This is a genomic window from Streptomyces sp. NPDC057424 (assembly GCF_042803315.1).
Lineage (GTDB): Bacteria > Actinomycetota > Actinomycetes > Streptomycetales > Streptomycetaceae > Streptomyces.
Window position 1 is genome coordinate 28,702 of the sequence record NZ_JBHVCP010000028.1, and the last position, 15,426, is coordinate 44,127.

General features: G+C 73.1%; 14 protein-coding genes. 6 read left to right on the plus strand and 8 right to left on the minus strand.

Annotation, left to right across the window (positions count from 1 at the left end; translation table 11 throughout):
• Positions 1 to 118 precede the first annotated feature (118 nt).
• The 3 genes from ACFU3E_RS22205 to ACFU3E_RS22215 form a co-directional block, all read right to left on the minus strand.
• Complete coding sequence (locus ACFU3E_RS22205) at positions 119 to 2,116, minus strand: DUF1996 domain-containing protein (protein WP_384160763.1); 1,998 nt, start codon at positions 2,114 to 2,116, stop codon at positions 119 to 121.
• A gap of 252 nt (positions 2,117 to 2,368) precedes the next feature.
• On the minus strand, positions 2,369 to 3,049 hold the full coding sequence (locus tag ACFU3E_RS22210; RefSeq protein ID WP_384160766.1) for a lytic polysaccharide monooxygenase: 681 nt from the start codon (positions 3,047 to 3,049) through the stop codon (positions 2,369 to 2,371).
• Between the two features lie 202 nt (positions 3,050 to 3,251).
• Complete coding sequence (locus ACFU3E_RS22215; protein ID WP_384160769.1) at positions 3,252 to 3,884, minus strand: GNAT family N-acetyltransferase; 633 nt, start codon at positions 3,882 to 3,884, stop codon at positions 3,252 to 3,254.
• Positions 3,885 to 4,061: 177 nt separating this feature from the next.
• On the opposite strand from ACFU3E_RS22215, the gene ACFU3E_RS22220 reads away from it, so the two are divergent.
• Both ACFU3E_RS22220 and ACFU3E_RS22225 read left to right on the plus strand, forming a co-directional pair.
• A complete protein-coding gene (locus ACFU3E_RS22220; RefSeq protein ID WP_384160772.1) occupies positions 4,062 to 4,547 on the plus strand; it encodes a hypothetical protein in 486 nt (161 codons plus the stop codon).
• Positions 4,544 to 5,644, plus strand: coding sequence for a YihY/virulence factor BrkB family protein (locus ACFU3E_RS22225; protein WP_384160950.1), 1,101 nt, complete (start codon positions 4,544 to 4,546; stop codon positions 5,642 to 5,644). The genes ACFU3E_RS22220 and ACFU3E_RS22225 overlap by 4 nt, the downstream gene beginning before the upstream one ends.
• A gap of 13 nt (positions 5,645 to 5,657) precedes the next feature.
• On the opposite strand, the gene ACFU3E_RS22230 is transcribed toward ACFU3E_RS22225, so the two are convergent.
• The 3 genes from ACFU3E_RS22230 to ACFU3E_RS22240 form a co-directional block, all read right to left on the minus strand.
• Positions 5,658 to 6,110 carry a flavodoxin family protein gene (locus ACFU3E_RS22230; protein WP_384160775.1) on the minus strand — a complete coding sequence of 151 codons (453 nt, stop codon included), beginning with the start codon at positions 6,108 to 6,110 and terminating at the stop codon, positions 5,658 to 5,660.
• 68 nt (positions 6,111 to 6,178) lie between these two features.
• Complete coding sequence (locus ACFU3E_RS22235) at positions 6,179 to 6,610, minus strand: DUF3618 domain-containing protein (RefSeq protein ID WP_384160778.1); 432 nt, start codon at positions 6,608 to 6,610, stop codon at positions 6,179 to 6,181.
• Positions 6,607 to 7,050 carry a phage holin family protein gene (locus ACFU3E_RS22240; RefSeq protein WP_384160781.1) on the minus strand — a complete coding sequence of 148 codons (444 nt, stop codon included), beginning with the start codon at positions 7,048 to 7,050 and terminating at the stop codon, positions 6,607 to 6,609. The genes ACFU3E_RS22235 and ACFU3E_RS22240 overlap by 4 nt, the downstream gene beginning before the upstream one ends.
• A gap of 148 nt (positions 7,051 to 7,198) precedes the next feature.
• On the opposite strand from ACFU3E_RS22240, the gene ACFU3E_RS22245 reads away from it, so the two are divergent.
• Complete coding sequence (locus ACFU3E_RS22245) at positions 7,199 to 7,648, plus strand: SRPBCC family protein (RefSeq protein ID WP_384160784.1); 450 nt, start codon at positions 7,199 to 7,201, stop codon at positions 7,646 to 7,648.
• Between the two features lie 60 nt (positions 7,649 to 7,708).
• On the opposite strand, the gene ACFU3E_RS22250 is transcribed toward ACFU3E_RS22245, so the two are convergent.
• Both ACFU3E_RS22250 and ACFU3E_RS22255 read right to left on the minus strand, forming a co-directional pair.
• Complete coding sequence (locus ACFU3E_RS22250) at positions 7,709 to 12,037, minus strand: HAD-IC family P-type ATPase (protein ID WP_384160787.1); 4,329 nt, start codon at positions 12,035 to 12,037, stop codon at positions 7,709 to 7,711.
• Positions 12,038 to 12,053: 16 nt separating this feature from the next.
• Positions 12,054 to 12,914: a hypothetical protein gene (locus ACFU3E_RS22255; protein ID WP_384160790.1), complete on the minus strand. Its 861-nt coding sequence runs from the start codon at positions 12,912 to 12,914 to the stop codon at positions 12,054 to 12,056.
• 717 nt (positions 12,915 to 13,631) lie between these two features.
• Here ACFU3E_RS22255 and ACFU3E_RS22260 point away from each other — a divergent pair.
• From ACFU3E_RS22260 to ACFU3E_RS22270, 3 genes are read left to right on the plus strand one after another with little or no spacing between them, the layout of a single operon-like run.
• On the plus strand, positions 13,632 to 14,309 hold the full coding sequence (locus ACFU3E_RS22260) for a nucleotidyltransferase family protein (protein WP_384160793.1): 678 nt from the start codon (positions 13,632 to 13,634) through the stop codon (positions 14,307 to 14,309).
• A gap of 10 nt (positions 14,310 to 14,319) precedes the next feature.
• On the plus strand, positions 14,320 to 14,607 hold the full coding sequence (locus ACFU3E_RS22265) for a hypothetical protein (RefSeq protein WP_384160796.1): 288 nt from the start codon (positions 14,320 to 14,322) through the stop codon (positions 14,605 to 14,607).
• The gene (locus ACFU3E_RS22270; RefSeq protein WP_384160799.1) at positions 14,604 to 15,368 is read left to right on the plus strand and encodes a metallophosphoesterase; all 765 of its coding nucleotides are present in this window, start codon (positions 14,604 to 14,606) and stop codon (positions 15,366 to 15,368) included. Before ACFU3E_RS22265 ends, ACFU3E_RS22270 begins: the two co-directional genes overlap by 4 nt.
• Positions 15,369 to 15,426: the final 58 nt, after the last annotated feature.

Genomic DNA, 15,426 nt, shown 5'->3' on the forward strand with positions numbered 1-15,426 from the left:
TGGGTACTTCGGCCGTCGTCGAAGGGTGGCGGGGTACGTCCTCGGCCGGACATGCGGAACGGCGGCCGGATCCGGTGGGATCCCGCCGCCGTTCGCAGCTCACATCCGGGCCTGACTTCTAGCCGCGCCTCACCCGGCGCAGGACGACAAAGCCCGCGATGACCAGGACTGCGCCGGCCGCGGCCGGCCAGAGCTGGGCGCCGGTGTCGGCCAGGCCGCCCTCACCGACCGCCTGCGGCTCGGTCCGGGACGGGACCGACGGGGTCGGCGCGGCACTGGTCGACGTGCCGACGGCCTGGGACCCGCCGAGGCCGTCCGTGTCCTCGTCGTTGCCGTTCTGCGAACCGCCGCCCTGCTCAGCGGCGTTGCCGCCGTCGGCTGAGGCCGTCGCCTTCACCTCGGGCCGGGCGTTGCCGGGAGCCGTGGACGCGGCTCCGGGCTCCTGTTCGGGTGCCGGCTTGTCCGCCGGGGGCTTCGAAGCCTCGCCCTTGCCGTCGTCACCGCCGTCGCCCTTGTCACCGGGCTTGCCCCCGGTGTTCCCACTCTGCGGGGTGCCGGGCGTCTTGGTCGGCTCCTCCTGCGGGGCCTCCGGGGTTTGCGTCGGCTCCTCCTGCGGGGCCTCCGGCGTCCTGGTCGGCTCCTCCTGGGGCTCCTCGCCCGGTGCCGGGTCCTGCCCGCCGTCCGCTCCGGCGCCGCACGTGCGGCCGTCGTTGATGCAGTCGACCATCTCGCCCATCAGATCCTCGTCGAAGATGTTGATGAAGTCGCCGTGGTCCGTGACCGGCTTGTGCAGCTGCTCCGGGAAGGAGTCGACCGCGAACAGCGGTGTCGTCCGGCCGCCGTCCTCAAGGCTGGGCGCGTCGATGTCGTAGACGATGCGCTGGACCAGCTGCGGGATGGGGCGGAAACCGGACGGGCAGGTGCCGGCGGCGTCCGCGAACGACACATGGGTGCGGTGGTTGGCGCTGTCGATGTTGCGGCCGTCCCAGCAGCTCTGGAACTTGAAGGTCCGTACGACGTCGCTGCCCTGCGGGCACAGGGGGTACTTGTCCTTCAGCTGCCGGTCCTCGAAGCCCGTGCAACTCCAGGAGGCGTTGGCGTTGGCGGGACCGTTGACGAACGACTTGGCGTCGCCGGTGATGATGCGCAGCAGCCGCGGCATGGCCGTGACCTTCTCGCGCGGGTTGCCCACGAAGTTCAGCGTGACCTGCTTCGGCGTCACGATCTCGCCGGCGTTGCCCTCGATGCCGCCGCCGGGCGACTTGGCGTCCTGCTCCTCGGTGCCGTTCTGCAGGCGCAGCACGGGCCAGTAGTAGGAGGACTTGTCGCCCTGGTCGTCGCAGCTGGTCCCGGCCTTGGCGAGGTCCTGGTCGCTGGCGAAGGCGTCGTTGGCCTGGTTGCCGACGTAGTCGTGGAAGTGGTGGGCCCCGTTGGTGACGCCAGGGGCGACGATGATGTTGTCGGAGTTGAACAGGCCGTTCTCGTTCACGCCGCAACTGGTGGCGAAGGAGCCGCGGGAGGCGTTGCCCTCCTGGCGGGGGCTGTTCACGTTCGGCTGGACGCTCTTGATGTCCGCGAAGTCGGCGGCGACGGGGCCGTTGCCCGCCTGTCCGCCATTGGCGCCCTGCCCCTGGCCGTTCCCCTGCTCCTGGCCGTCCTGGCCCTGCTCCTGACCGGGCTGCTCGGCGCCGCCGTCCTGGCCGTCGCCCTGCGCCGGGGCCTGGTTGCCGTCCTCCACGGTGCAGGCGGCGAGGGCCTCCAGCCCTTCGGGGCGTTCTCCCACGCGGTCGATGGCGATCGCGATGCGTTCGAGGGTCGCGGCCCGCTTCTCCTTCAGGGGGTTCACGATCGCGTTGCCGGCGAAGCCGGGGTCCTGCTGCATCTGCTGTGCCGATTCGCTCAGCTGCTGATAGGCCTTGGCGATCTGCTGGTCCAGGAGGGCGAGTTCCTTGTCGACCTCCCCTCGCGCCTGCTCGGGGACCGAGGTCAGTTCGCTGCCGGCGTCCGGGCAGTCGATCGTTGCGCCCGCGGTCCGGACCCCCGTGCCGGACCGCGTCTGGGCGGAGTCACCGCCCGAACCGCCGTCCGTGGCGGAGGCGTAGACGTTCGCGGCCATCAGGCCGCCTCCGCCCAGGATCAGTGCGAATGCGGCGAAGGTCGCGCGTCGTGGGCCTGTAGGGCGTCTTCGCGTGTTGCGTCCCAAGGGTGCTCTCCTGCGCTTGTGGCGTGCCGGGCATGAAAATCCCCTCGCCCCATACGTACGGGAGCACCGGCGTGTTCACTCACCTCGAAAACTTTCGGAGAACTCTCATGAAGCCCGGGCCGGCCCGGGCCCCGCCGGACACGGCGTCCGGCGGGGAGGCGCAGGTCAGCGGAAGTTCACGTCACTGCACAGGAAGTAGGTCTGGTCCATGTGCGAGGCCTGCCAGATCGTGTACACGACGTGCCGGCCGCTCAGTCCCGAAGTGCTCACGGGAATCTCGTAGTTCTGGCTGGGCGCGTACCTGCCGGTGCGCGTGACGAGCTGGAGGTCGTTCCAGGTCAGCGGTTGGGTGGTGGGGTCGAAGCCCTGCCGCGTGACGTACACGAGGAAGTAGTCGGCGCCGTGACTGGCCTGGTCGTGGAGTTTCACCGTGAAGGTGCCGGTGATGTCCGTCGTCCTCCAGGCGCCGACCGTGTCGAGGGAGTTGTACCGGCCGCCCTCGGTCCGGCCGCCGCTGCACAGCTGGCCGTCGGGGACGACGGCCTGGAAGTTACCTCCGGAGCCGTTGCGGTACAGGCCGTTCCAGTTCCACATGGCGTTGGGGTTGTCCTGCCACGACTGCCAGCACATGGGGTCGAGACGGGCCATCTCCGGGTTCTGGAAGTCGCTCCCCCAGCGCAGCCAGCAGCCGTAGTTGCGGGAGGCCGGGTCGACGACCGAGCCGTGGGCGACGGCGGTGCCGCTCCACGGGATCAGGCTGAGCAGCGCGGCGACCAGCATGCTCAGGGCGAGCGTCAGGCGGTACCTGAGGCCGCGGACTGCTCGATCATGACCATGACAATTCATGATCTCCTTCTTTCGGTGTGGGGGTTGTCGTGCCTGCGGCTCTGCTTTCGATCAGGTTTCGGTGTTTGCCGGTGGGGAGTTCGGGTGCGTGTGGGAGCGCTCCCGCACCGCACAGGCTGCGCCCGATGACACGCGTCGGCAACGCGTGATTGCGCCACTTCCTCGCCTCCTGGCGCGTTCGATGCGTTCGACGGCCGGGCCGTCAGAGCCGGTCGAGTTCCTCCGTGGTGCGTCCGAGGTAGGTGGTCGCACCCGGCTCGGACACCTCGATCTCCTCGAAGCCCATGCGGTCGTAGAAGACCCTGGCTCGGGTGTTGGCGGTCGCCATGGCCAGGTGGACGGCCGGTACTCCCCTGCCCTGGAGGGCCTGCAGGAGCGTCCGCATCAGGCGGCGTCCGTGGCCGCGGCCCTGCCATGCGGGCAGCAGGTCGATGTGCAGATGCGCGGGGTGGGCGGCCAGTTCGGGCAGCACCATCCGCTCGGGGTGGTGCAGCAGGGCCGCTATCGCCTCGTCCGGGGTGCGCGGCGGCCGGGGCGGTTCCGGGTGGCGGCCGGCGACCAGGGGGAGCCACGTGGTGCGGAAGGCCTCGGCGAAGCGCGGGGTGTCGGCCACGCCGAGGATGTAGCCGGCCGCCTGCCCCCGCCCGTCGTCCAGCACGAAGGCCAGTTCCGGTTCCAGATGGACGTACGGCGCCGCGAAGGTCGCCGGGAAGATGCCCGGGTCCGCGAAGTGCGGGCGGCTGTCCTCGCCGTGGTACGCGGTGCGGATACAGATGTCGTCGAGGGCGGGACGGTCCTCGGGGCGGTACGGGCGGATGGCCGGCGACGTGGTCATGTCGGCATCGTGCACACAGTGGAAGCGCTCCCTCAACCCCCCTGCGACGTTGTGCGACGCTCCGCCCATGACCACCGTGAAACGGCTGCGCACGGGCGCACTCGCCCTGCCGGACACCGAGGAGGGCAGCCGCTCCGCGACGGTCGCCTTCTCCGTGCGGGGCAAGCCTTCGCCGAGGTGACGAAGGACGGCCTGACGCAGTTGTTCCTGCCGTCGAAGGAGACGGCGGCGGCCCTGTCCGCACATCCCCCCGGCGAGCGTCTGGTGCGCGGAGGGGCCCCGGCCGGGTGCCGTGTCCCGCTCGCGGAGAAGCTGAACGCCTTGGTGCGGGCGTCCTGGTTCAGGCGCGCACCGAAGCGCCCCGCCGCGTCGCTCGGCACGGCGGAGGCAGCGGTCGGCGAGCCCGGCGGGGAGCTGCCCGCCGGGCTCGGCAAGCCCGCCGTCCGGGCTCTGCACGGCACCGGCCTGAGGACGCTGGAGCAGATGGCCGAGCGCTCCGCGGCGGAGCTCCTGGCGCTGCACGGGGCCGGGCGGAAGGCCGCGCGGGTGCTGCCGGAGGCTCTCCGGGAGCGGGGCCCGGCCTGCGGGAGTGAGCCGTTCCGCGGCTCCCCCGGCGAGCGTGGCTTAAGGCCACGGCCAGGGGTTACCCGGCTCACATGGTGAAGCTGCATATTCCCGGACGAAAAGAACACCGCGAGACCGAGGCTCCTGCTCCCGAGGACCCACGTCCAGGGTCCGAGCCGGAGCGCCGTGAGGCTCCCGGCCCCGCTTCCGAGGAGCCGGGTCCGGGCCCCGAGGTGGAGCGTGCGGCGCCGGACACGCCGTCCCAGCTGCCCCGGAAGTCGTGGGGCGCGGTGCTGAAGGGCAGCCTGCGGGAGTTCAAGGACGACGAGCTGACCGACCGGGCGGCCGCGCTGACCTACTACGGCGTGCTGGCGCTGTTCCCCGCGCTGCTGGTGCTGGTCTCGATGCTGGGTCTCACCGGCAAGTCGACCACGGACAAGGTGCTCGAGAACGTCCAGCAGCTGGCCCCCGGCTCGGCCCGCGACATCATCACCCGGGCCGTCGAGCAGTTGCAGGGGAACGCCGGCATCGGCTCGCTGATGGCGATCGTCGGCCTGGTCCTGGCCGTGTGGTCGGCGTCCGGCTACGTGGGAGCGTTCATCCGCTCGGCCAACGCCGTCTACGACATGCCCGAGGGCCGGCCGGTGTGGAAGCTGCTGCCGGTGCGGGTGGCCGTGACGGTCGTGCTGATGGTGCTGGCCGTGATCAGCGCGCTGATCGTGGTCTTCACGGGCCCGCTGGCCCAGCAGGTCGGGACGGCCCTGGGGATCGGCGACACCGCGCTGACCGTGTGGTCGATCGCGAAGTGGCCCGTTCTGGTGCTGCTGGTCACGATCATGATCGCGATCCTGTACTGGGCGACTCCGAACGCCAAGGTCAAGGGGTTCCGCTGGCTCACCCCGGGCAGTCTGCTGGCCCTGCTGATCTGGCTGGTGGCGTCCGCCGGTTTCGCCTTCTACGTGGCCAACTTCGCCTCGTACAACAAGACCTACGGCACGATGGCCGGTGTCATCGTCTTCCTGGTGTGGCTGTGGATCACCAACCTGGCGATCCTGCTGGGTCTGGAGTTCGACGCGGAAACGGTGCGGCAGCGGGCCATCGCCGGTGGGCATCCGCCCGAGGCCGAGCCGTACACCCAGCCGCGTGACACCCGGGCGTGGGACGAGCAGGACCGGCGGCGGATGGAAGGGACCTGACCGCCCGGGCGGTTCAGCCCACCAGACCGGCGGCGACCGTCGCACCCAGTTCCCAGCACCGCTCGAGGTCGCCCTTGTCCGGCTCGCCGGTCACGGTCACGGCCTCGGCGGTACGGCGCCAGCCGAGGCCCGTCGTCACCGACTCGATCCCGCGCACCGCGCCGGTGACGTCGTTGCCCCCGTGCACCCAGTAGCCGAAGGGGCGACCGCGGGTGGCGTCCAGGCACGGGTAGTAGACCTGGTCGAAGAAGTGCTTGAGGGCCCCGGACATGTAGCCGAGGTTCGCGGGGGTGCCGAGGAGGAAGCCGTCGGCGGCGAGGACGTCGGAGGCGGTGGCGGACAGCGCGGGCACGCGGACGACCCGGACGTCCTCGATCTCGGGGTCCGTCGCCCCGGAGACGACGGCTTCGAACATCGCCTGGCAGTGGGGCGAGGGCGTGTGATGGACGATCAGCAAGGTGGCCACAGCCCTGACCTTGCCGCCTGAGCCCCCGCCACCGCAAGCGGCGACGGGGGCCGGGTGTCGCCTGTCGCTCAGCGCTTGCCGCGACGGCGGATCAGCAGGCAGGCCACGAGGACGGCACCGGCGCCCGCCAGCAGGGCGGCCCGGTGGTCGCGCACCTGCTGCGGAGCCTTGTCCTGCCAGACCTGCTCGGCCTGTGCGGCCTTCTCCTTCGCGCCCTGAGCGGCGGCGGCGCCCTTCTGCTTCACCGGCTCGGGCAGCTTCTCCTCCACGGTGTGGGCGACGTGCGCGGCCTTGGCCCTGGCCTGCCCGTTCCACGCCTGGGCCTTGGCTCCGGCCTGCTCCCTGACCGCGACGGCCTTCTCACGGGCGCGGGTCTTGACGTCGGTCCGGTCCGCCAGTGCCTGGACGGTGTCGCCGAGTTCGTGGCGGGTCTGCTCGACCTGCGCGCGCAGTTCCTCCTGGCTGCGGGCGGTCGGCTCGTCGTGCGGGGGCTGGGTCATCGCTGTGCACTCTCCTTGATCTCGGCCACGTCGGCCTTCACGCTGTCGATGGTCTGCTGCGGGGCGGGCGGGGTGGCGCTGCGTACCTGCTTGCGGCCGGCCAGCGCCGTCAGGCCCGTGGCGACGGCCAGTACGCCTGTGACGATCAGCGCCGCCGCCCATACCGGCAGCGGTACGGCCAGGGCGGCGATCGCCGTGGCGACCAAGGCCTGCAGGGTGACGAAACCGAGTACGCCGGCTCCGCCGAACAGTCCGCCGCCTTTCCCGAAGCGTTTGCCCTTCTCGGCCATCTCCGCCTGGGCGAGGCGCATCTCGCCGCGCACCAGGTCGGTCAGTTGCTCGGTGGCCCGTTGCACCAGCTCGCCCACCGGCTCTTCCCCGGCCGCCGGCGCGCTCCCCGCGCGGGGAGCGGCGGGGGCCGTGCGGTGCGTGTCCGCCATGGCGATCACCTCCGGGTCCGTAGTTATCGGCCGGGTACCAGCGAAGACGGAAAAGACACCTGGTCGGACGACTTCCGACGACGATGAGTGAGCGGCGCGAGATCTGGTACCCGTCCGTCGCTCACGTACCAGAAAGGGAGGCATCGCCTTGTCGCAGGTAGAGGAATCCATCGAGGTCCGCGTGCCGGTGCACACCGCGTACAACCAGTGGACGCAGTTCGAGTCCTTCCCCCAGTTCATGGACGGCGTCGAGCGCATCGAGCAGCGCACCGACACCCTCACGCACTGGGTGACGAAGGTCGGCGGACAGGCACGGGAGTTCGACGCGGAGATCACCGAGCAGGTCCCGGACGAGCGCGTCGCCTGGACCACCGTGGACGGCGAGGCGCGACAGGCCGGTGTGGTGACCTTCCACCGCGTCCAGGACGACACGACCAAGGTCATGCTGCAGATGGACTTCGAGCCCAGTGGCGTGGCCGAGACCGTGGGCGACAAGCTCGGCTTCGTGAAGCGGCAGGTCTCCGGTGACCTGAAGCGGTTCAAGGAGTTCATGGAGACCCGTGGGGCGGAGACGGGCGCCTGGCGCGGCGAGGTCTGACCGGGTGCGAGGAGGCCGCCACCACTGCACGTGGTGGCGGCCTCCTGCTGTGCTCGCCCGCTACGACACCGGGGCGGCGATCCCGCTCTGGAACAGCTGCCGGACCTGCCGGCTCAGGTCGTTGAGGCGCAGGGCGAGTTGTGTCGCGGCGTCGTAGAGGGAGTGGACCGCCCGGAGGCGCTCCAGCCGGGGGGCCAGAGCCGACAGGGCGATGGCCAGGGCCACGCCGGCCCAGGCCACGGGCCCGAGCGGGGTGCAGCCGAAGAAGTGGCTGACGCCGGGGGTCTGGACGAGAGCGGCGAGGACGGCGGCCGAGCCGAGGGCCGTGACCCACACCAGTGTGCTGTGGCGGCGCCCGGAGAGGGTCTGCACGAGCTGGGCGCCGACCACGCCGCACAGGGCCATCGTGGTGGACCGGCGTTCGGTGCCGGGGGTGAGACGGCCGATGAGGTACGCCGCCACCGCGCCGAAGCAGGTGGTGATGCCGCGGCGGCGGATGGAGCGCAGCAGGGGCGCGCCGAGGACGTCGAGGCCCATCGGACCGGTCGCGGCGTGTTCCGCGGTCGAGGGGTCGTTGCTGGGGGTGACCGCGACGGCCATGGCCGGGAACATGTCGGTGAGCAGGTTGACCAGCAGCAGTTGACGGGTCGACAAGGGGGAGGCGCCGGCGAGCAGGGTGCCGAGGACGCTGAAGCCGACCTCGCCGGCGTTGCCTCCGATGAGGATGCTCACCGCGTCCGCGACGCTGCGCCACAGGGCACGGCCTTCGGCGACCGCGTCCACGAGGACGGACAGGTCGCCGGTGGTGAGCACGAGGTCGGCGGCGTTGCGGGCGGCCGCGGAGCCGCGGGACTCGACGCCGACCCCGACGTCGGCGGCACGGATGGCGGCGGCGTCGTTGGCGCCGTCGCCGGCCATCGCCACGACCCGCCCGGCCTGTTGCAGGGCCTCCACGACGTGCAGCTTCTGCTCGGGTGCGACCCGGGCGATGACACCCGCGCCGCGCAGGACCCGGACGCGTTCGCGGCGTCCCATGGCGACGAGTTCGTCGCCGGTCACCGCCTCGGTCTCCTCGGGCCAGCCCAGTTGCAGGGCGATGGCGCGGGCGGTCTCCGGGTGGTCGCCGGTGAGCATGACGGGGAGGATGCCGGAGCGGCGCAGTTCCGCGAGCAGGGCGTGCGAGGTGTCGCGCGGGACGTCGGCGAGGGCGACGAAGCCGCTGAACTCCAGGTCCGCCAGCGGCGCGTCGAGTTCGGCCTCAGCATCGTCGGCGCGGCAGTCGCGGCGGGCGACGGCGAGGACGCGCAGTCCTTGCCCGGCCAGTTCGTGGGCGGTGTCCCAGGCGTGGTCGGGGAGGTCCCGGCAGGCCGGCAGGATCGTCTCGGGGGCGCCCTTGACGACGAGGAGTCCACCCATGTCCGGGTCCCCGTCCCGGCCGATCGCGGCGGCGTAGCCCCGGCGGGTCTCGAAGGACAGTTCGCCGGTGGGTGCCCAGCCCGCGTCGGGCGGAGCGACGTCGAGGACGGCCTCGTCGGTGGCGTGCGCGATACGGCGGCCCTGCCCCGTTTCCTCCTGCGGGCAGGCGCGCGCGGCCAGGCGCACGATCGGGGCGGCCTGTTCGTCGTCCGTGGCGAGGACGGTGCCGTCGGAGGTGGCGACGCGGACCAGGCGCAGCTTGTTCTCGGTGAGGGTGCCGGTCTTGTCGAAGCAGACGGTGTCGACCCGGCCGAGCGCCTCCAGGGTGCGCGGGGTGCGGACCAGGACGCCGCGCCGGGACAGCCGGCGGGCCGCCGCCATCTGCGCGACGGTGGCGACGAGCGGAAGCCCTTCGGGGACGGCGGCGACGGCGACCGCGACACCCCCGCTGACGGCGCGGCGGACGGGGCTGCCGCGCAGCAGGGACAGCCCGGTCACGGCCGCGCCGCCGGTGAAGGTCACCGGCAGGGCCTTGCGGGTCAGTTCCTGGAGCCGGGCCTGGACACCGGCGGGCGGCGGGGTGCGGGCGGCGAGGGTGACGGCGCGGCCCGCCTCGGTCCGGTCGCCGGTGTCCACGACGAGGGCGGTGGCCCGTCCGGCCACGACGGTGGTGCCCTCGAAGACCATGCAGGTGCGCTGCGCCACCGGCAGACCCGGTGTGGCGTCGATGCCCTTGGTCACCGGCAGGGACTCGCCGGTGAGCGCCGACTCGTCGACCTCCAGGCCGTCGACGTCCAGCAGCCGTGCGTCGGCGGGCACGACGTCGCCGGCGCCGAGGCTGATCTCGTCGCCGGGCCGCAGCCGGGCCGCGTCGACGGTGACCGTGCGTCTGCGGCTGTCCTGCTTGCGGGCCTTGGGCTGCTGCCGGGCGGCGAGCCGGGCCAGGGCCTGTTCGGCGCGCAGCCGCTGGAGTCCCCCGGTCACGGCGTTGAGGTCCATGGCGCCGACGACGAGCAGCGCGTCGACGACCGAGCCGAGCAGCGCCGAGGCGACGGCGCCGGTGGCCAGGACGGGGGTCAGCGGGTCGTCGAGTTCGCGTCGTACGGCACCGGCCGCCTGCCACGTCCAGCGGGCGGGCGCGACGGCCGGGTGCCGGGTCAGCCGAGCGGCCTGCTGCCGCGAGCGGTCGGCGAGCAGGGCGAACCCGCGGGGCTCGCCGTCGTGGTCGGCGCGCCTCAGCCGGTCGCGCGCCTCGTGGGGTTCCAGGGCGTGCCAGGGGATGTGCAGGCGGGGCTGGGGCGGGGTGGCCCGGGCGATCCGGACGGCTTCGAGCCAGCCGGTGACCAGGGCGTTGGCGGCTGCGATGTTGACGGGCGCGTGCCGGGTGAGGGGCCACAGGAACTGCCGGCCCGGGGGCTGCCCGCCGCGGGCGACCAGGAGTCCGGAGAGGGCCGCGCCGGCGCGGGCCAGGGTCTGCGACCGGCGGCCGACGCGCCGGGCCGCGGGGATCGCCGTGAGCAGCCGCCACACGTCGGCGAGACCGCCCGGGGCCAGCACGTCGACGCCCCAGGAGACGGCCGCCCGTCCGTCGGCGAGGGCGATGGCCACGTCACCGGCGGGCAGCCCGGCGGTGACGTGCCCGTCGCCGGACTCGTCCGGGCGGGCGACGGTCACGACCACGCGCCCCTCGTCCTGCAGGGCCCGTACGACGTCTCCGAACGGCTTGATGCCGGGGGCGACCTCGTCGGCGAGCCGGGTGATGTCCTTCAGGTCGGAGCCGCCCGCGATCACGACGTGCAGTCCTGCCCGGCGGGCGGCGTCCAGGACGGCCTCCGCGAAGGGGTGGACCGGGTCGTCGGGCAGCCCGTCGTCGGCGTCGTCCTGCCGCAGGCTGCGCAGGGCGTCGGCGTGCAGGACGAGGGCGTCGGCGATCTCCAGTTGCCGCAGGCGCTCCCCGTTGCGCAGGAGGATTCCGTCGTGGGCCAGGAAGGCGCCGAGGGTCGCGCCGAAGGCGGCCGGGCCGTACCGGGCCGCCTTGGGGGAGCCGGCGAGGACCGCTTCGGCCGCGTCCCTCACGCTGTGGGTGACGAGGAGGGTGGCGGCGGCGCCGGCGAGGCTGCCGGTGCTGGCGTGGGAGGCGTACTCGGCGGCGGGGGTCACCTTGAGGGGCGGCCGGGTGTCCACGGGGCAGGGCAGGCTGATGCGCCTGTGGTGGCAGATGTCGTCGTGCAGCGCCTCGAAGGCCGCGGCCCGGGCCACCGCCTCCGTGAGCTGGTTGCTGCGCAGGATGCCGTCGAGTACGAGCGCCAGCGGGGTCTGACCGATGCCGTGGGCTGCGGCGTTGGCGGCGGCGAGGACGAGTTCCATGCCGGACGTGCCGAACCGCCGGCGGAGCAGGGCGCGGAAGCGGGGGTTCTCGCGCAGCAGAGTGACGGTGGCGGTGACGACGCGCGAGGTGGGCGGCAGGCGCAGGGACCGGCCGGCCAGGGCGCCGGCCGCGCCGGCCGCGTCCAGCAGCATCGCCGCCGCGGTGACCCGCACCTCGGCAGGGTCGCCGGGGTGGCTGGTGTCCCGGATGTTCGGGTCTGCGCCTTCGTCCAGGCCGAGGCGGGTGGCGAGCGCGGTGGCCCGCTCGGCGACGCGGTCGGTGGCGGCGTCCTCGGCCACGGTGACCACCAGGCGGGCCAGTCCCCCGTCCCAGTACGCCGTGAGCACGTCGGGGTGCCCGGCCAGTTCCTCGGCGACCTTGTCAGCGAGCGCTTCGGCGTCGCCTTCGGGGTGCCGCAGTGCGAGGTGGAGGCGCTGCCCTGCTTTCCAGTGCTGTCCGCCGGTCAGGGCGTTGCGCGCGACGTTGCGGACGCGGCGCGTGGTGTCGTAGACGGACGTCACCGACTGGGCGGTGCTGCGGGCGGCGCCTGCGGCGGCCCCGGCCACGGCCCCGACGAGCGGGCTGACGTCGAAGCGTGTGAGCATCTGCTGCTGTCCCGACTCAGCCGGTGGGGCGGCTGTCGTGTGCGTGCCCCCCGGGCTGCTCCTCGCCGTGGTGCGCGGTGGCCTCGGCGACCTGCTTGAGCGCGGAGGCGGTGGCGGTGTCTCCGACCTTGGCGGGCTGTTCGTGGACGTGATGTTCAGGCCGGTCGTGCCGGTAGTGGGAGGAGGTGAGTCTGCCTCCGGGGCCGTGAGCGGAGGTGTCCTCGTCGTCCCGGCCGGCGTGGGCGGCCTGGGCGGAGCGGTGGTCCCCGGTCCCGCCGGTCTGCGTTCCGCCGTTCGGTGACGCGCCGTCGTCCCGCCGTTCGGGCCGGGGCTGGGTCAGCCAGGCGACGGCCGCGCCGGTCACCGCCACCGGCCACTCCACCAGTCCGGCCACGCCGAGCACTCCGGCGCCGGCGTAGACGGCCATCCGGCGGCCGCGCGGCGAGACCGCGCCGATCCTGTCCAGTGCGTCCGTGGCCACCTTGCCCACCTGCTCCGCACCCGGCAGGTGCCTGAGGCCCGCGGCCACGGCCCGCAACGGCTGCGGAAGATCGGACGAACGTGATGTCTCCTGGTTCATGTCGACCTCCACAAGCGCGTTGTCCACCGGCGTCATCCGGGTTTCCCAGCTCTTCGCCCCATATTCCGTCTTTGGACTGGTATGCGCTTGTCTTGTTCGGCCGGTGTGCGGGAGGAGCGTCTCGCCGTCGTGGACTCCGCCCACGCAGCGCTTGGTGTACGACTGCGAGCCGTCACCCGCGGCGGAGATGACGATCACGCCGCCACCGGCGACGCCTGGTCGCCGGGCCGCGAGCCTGCCGCCACCCCGGACGTCCCCCGCACCGGCCCCGTCATCCGCCCCGACGAGACCCGTCATGCCCGACACCCCTGGCGCTCGTGCCGCGGCGGCGACGAGCGGCCGGCCGCCTGCCACGACGCCGCGGACGAGGAGGCCGACGGGGCGCGCGGGCCAGGGGGGATCTCGCGCCGCCGCACCTGCCGCCGACGGCGGTCGGCGGGGAGCGCGTCGGGGCGGGCGGCGGCGGGCGCGACGCAGAGCCGTACATCCGCCTGTTCGTCCGGCGCGACGAGGAGCTGCGGGCCCTGCGCGGTGCGCTGACGGGACGGGAGCTGCGGGCCGGTGCCGAACTGGCCCTGGAGGGAGGCGACATCGTGCGTGCCCCCGGTGCCGGGAACAGCGAGGTCACCGGCGTGGCCAACGGCATGTCCCGGACGGTACGGACTACGCCGCCCCGATCCGCGCGGGCCGGGGGTGCGTGGCCGGGACCCGGTCAGACCGGAGGCCGCGGAGGCCCTGGCCGCCGGCGGGGTGCGGGCGCACCGGGTGGGGCACTGCGTCCGGCCGCGTCCGGCGGGCGGCGTGGTGTGCCGCGCCCCGGACGCCCTGCGGGACACCTCCGGGGACCCGCCGTGGTGGCGCACCGGTCCTGGCCGGGGAGAAGCAGGGCGTGACGCCCTTCGGAAGCCGTCCGTGTCGGGTCGGGAGCGCCGGGTACCCAGTGCAGGCACGCAGGCCGTCTCGGGTCCGGACACCGTACGGGAGCGGAGTGTCCGGTTCGGCGAAGGAGTGGTCATGACGCAGAACGGCGATGACGCGACGCTCGTCCGGCGACCGGGGATCCCCGACCTCCGGACGGCACCGGACGGAGCCGGGCCCGTGCCGCCGCAGGACCCGCAGGCGGACCAGCCGCCGCAGGAACTGCCCCTGGACCGCAACCAGGCCATCCTGGAGGCGGCCAAGCAGGTGGGTGCCCTGCTGAAGCGCAAGGGGCACCTGTTCGCGCTGGCCGGCAGCGTGGCCGCGTACGCCCACGGCGGCGAGAAGAACATGCAGCACGACGTCGACTTCGCGATCCGCCCCGAGGACGCGGATGCGGTGGCGGCCACGCTCCAGGAAGCCGGGCTGACGGTCTACTCCCCGCCGGAGGACTGGCTGATCAAGGCCACGTGCTTCGGGCAGCCGGTCGACATCATCTTCGAGCTGGCGCACCGGCCGGTCGGCGCGGACCTGCTGGAGCGGGCCGAGGAGTTGTCGGTCGACTCGGTGCGCATGCCCGTGCTGGCCCCGACCGATCTGCTGTGGAGCCTGACCGCCGCGTTCTCCGAGCACCACTGCGACTTCGGCGCCGCCCTGCCCATCGCGCGTGCCCTGCGGGAGAAGGTCGACTGGCAGCGGGTGCGGCGCGAGTGCGGGGACGAGCCCATGCCCGCGGCGTTCTTCTTCCTCCTGGAGCGCCTGAACGTCATCTGAAGGAGCACCCATGAGCACCCACGGTTCACAGGACGCGGACGGCGGGCCGCCGGCCGAGAACCTGGACTACCGCATCGCCCACCTCCAGGACCGCCTCGCCTCCGGCGAACTCGGTGAACTCGGCGTACGGGTCGAGGCCCGCGGAAGCGCGGTGCTGCTCACCGGCACCGTGCCCTCGGCGCCCTGCCGCGACGAGATCCTGCGCACCGTCCACGAGGAACTCGCCGGATTCCCCGTGCACAGCGACCTCGTGGTCGCCGAGGCGTCATCCCCCGACCACGCGGAGGAACTCTCATGATCCGCATCGCAGCCGTAGGGGACATCCACATGGGGCCCGACAGCCAGGGCGTGCTCCGCCCCGCGTTCGAGACCCTGCCCGAGTGCGCCGATCTCCTGCTGCTGGCCGGGGACCTCACCCGGCACGGCACGCCCGAGGAGATGCGGGTGGTGGCCCGGGAGATCCAGGGCCTCGCCGTTCCGGTCGTCGCCGTACTGGGCAACCACGACCACCACGACGACCACCCGGACGAGGTCACGGCCATCCTCAGGGATGTCGGCGCCCATGTCCTGGAAGGGCAGGGCACGGTCGTCGAGAGCGGCGGGGCGCGGATCGGCGTCGCCGGGACCAAGGGGTTCGGCGGCGGCTTCGTCGGCCGTTGCGCCGGGGAGTTCGGCGAGCCGGTGATGAAGGAGTTCGTCCGGCACTCGCGCCGGAGCGCCGACGGACTGCGGGCCGCCCTGGAGCATCTGGGCGGGGAGGGCTGTGACGCACGGATCGCCCTGACCCACTACTCCCCCGTGGCGGACACCCTCGCGGGCGAGCCGCTGGAGATCTACCCCTTCCTGGGAAGTTATCTGCTGGCCGAGGCGATCGACACGGCCGGCGCCGACCTCGCGGTGCACGGGCACGCGCACGCCGGCACGGAGCACGGAATGACGAGCGGCGGTGTGCGGGTGCGCAACGTGGCCCAGCCGGTCATCGGGCGGGCCTTCCACGTCTACCACCTGCCGGTCCGGGAGCCCGCCGTGACCGGTGCAGCCACACAACAGACCCGCTGAGCGGGCCCTTTCCCCCTTCGCCGCCGGCGTTCGCCGGCGGCGTTTTCCGTGCCTGCCA

Coding starts and splice junctions, on each gene's coding strand:
- ACFU3E_RS22270 (WP_384160799.1), top strand. CDS start 14,604: ATGATCCGCATCGCAGCCGTAGGGGACATCCACATGGGGCCCGACAGC.
- ACFU3E_RS22265 (WP_384160796.1), top strand. CDS start 14,320: ATGAGCACCCACGGTTCACAGGACGCGGACGGCGGGCCGCCGGCCGAG.
- ACFU3E_RS22205 (WP_384160763.1), bottom strand. CDS start 2,116: ATGGCCGCGAACGTCTACGCCTCCGCCACGGACGGCGGTTCGGGCGGT.
- ACFU3E_RS22240 (WP_384160781.1), bottom strand. CDS start 7,050: ATGGCGGACACGCACCGCACGGCCCCCGCCGCTCCCCGCGCGGGGAGC.
- ACFU3E_RS22210 (WP_384160766.1), bottom strand. CDS start 3,049: ATGAATTGTCATGGTCATGATCGAGCAGTCCGCGGCCTCAGGTACCGC.
- ACFU3E_RS22215 (WP_384160769.1), bottom strand. CDS start 3,884: ATGACCACGTCGCCGGCCATCCGCCCGTACCGCCCCGAGGACCGTCCC.
- ACFU3E_RS22250 (WP_384160787.1), bottom strand. CDS start 12,037: ATGCTCACACGCTTCGACGTCAGCCCGCTCGTCGGGGCCGTGGCCGGG.
- ACFU3E_RS22255 (WP_384160790.1), bottom strand. CDS start 12,914: ATGACGGGTCTCGTCGGGGCGGATGACGGGGCCGGTGCGGGGGACGTC.
- ACFU3E_RS22235 (WP_384160778.1), bottom strand. CDS start 6,610: ATGACCCAGCCCCCGCACGACGAGCCGACCGCCCGCAGCCAGGAGGAA.
- ACFU3E_RS22260 (WP_384160793.1), top strand. CDS start 13,632: ATGACGCAGAACGGCGATGACGCGACGCTCGTCCGGCGACCGGGGATC.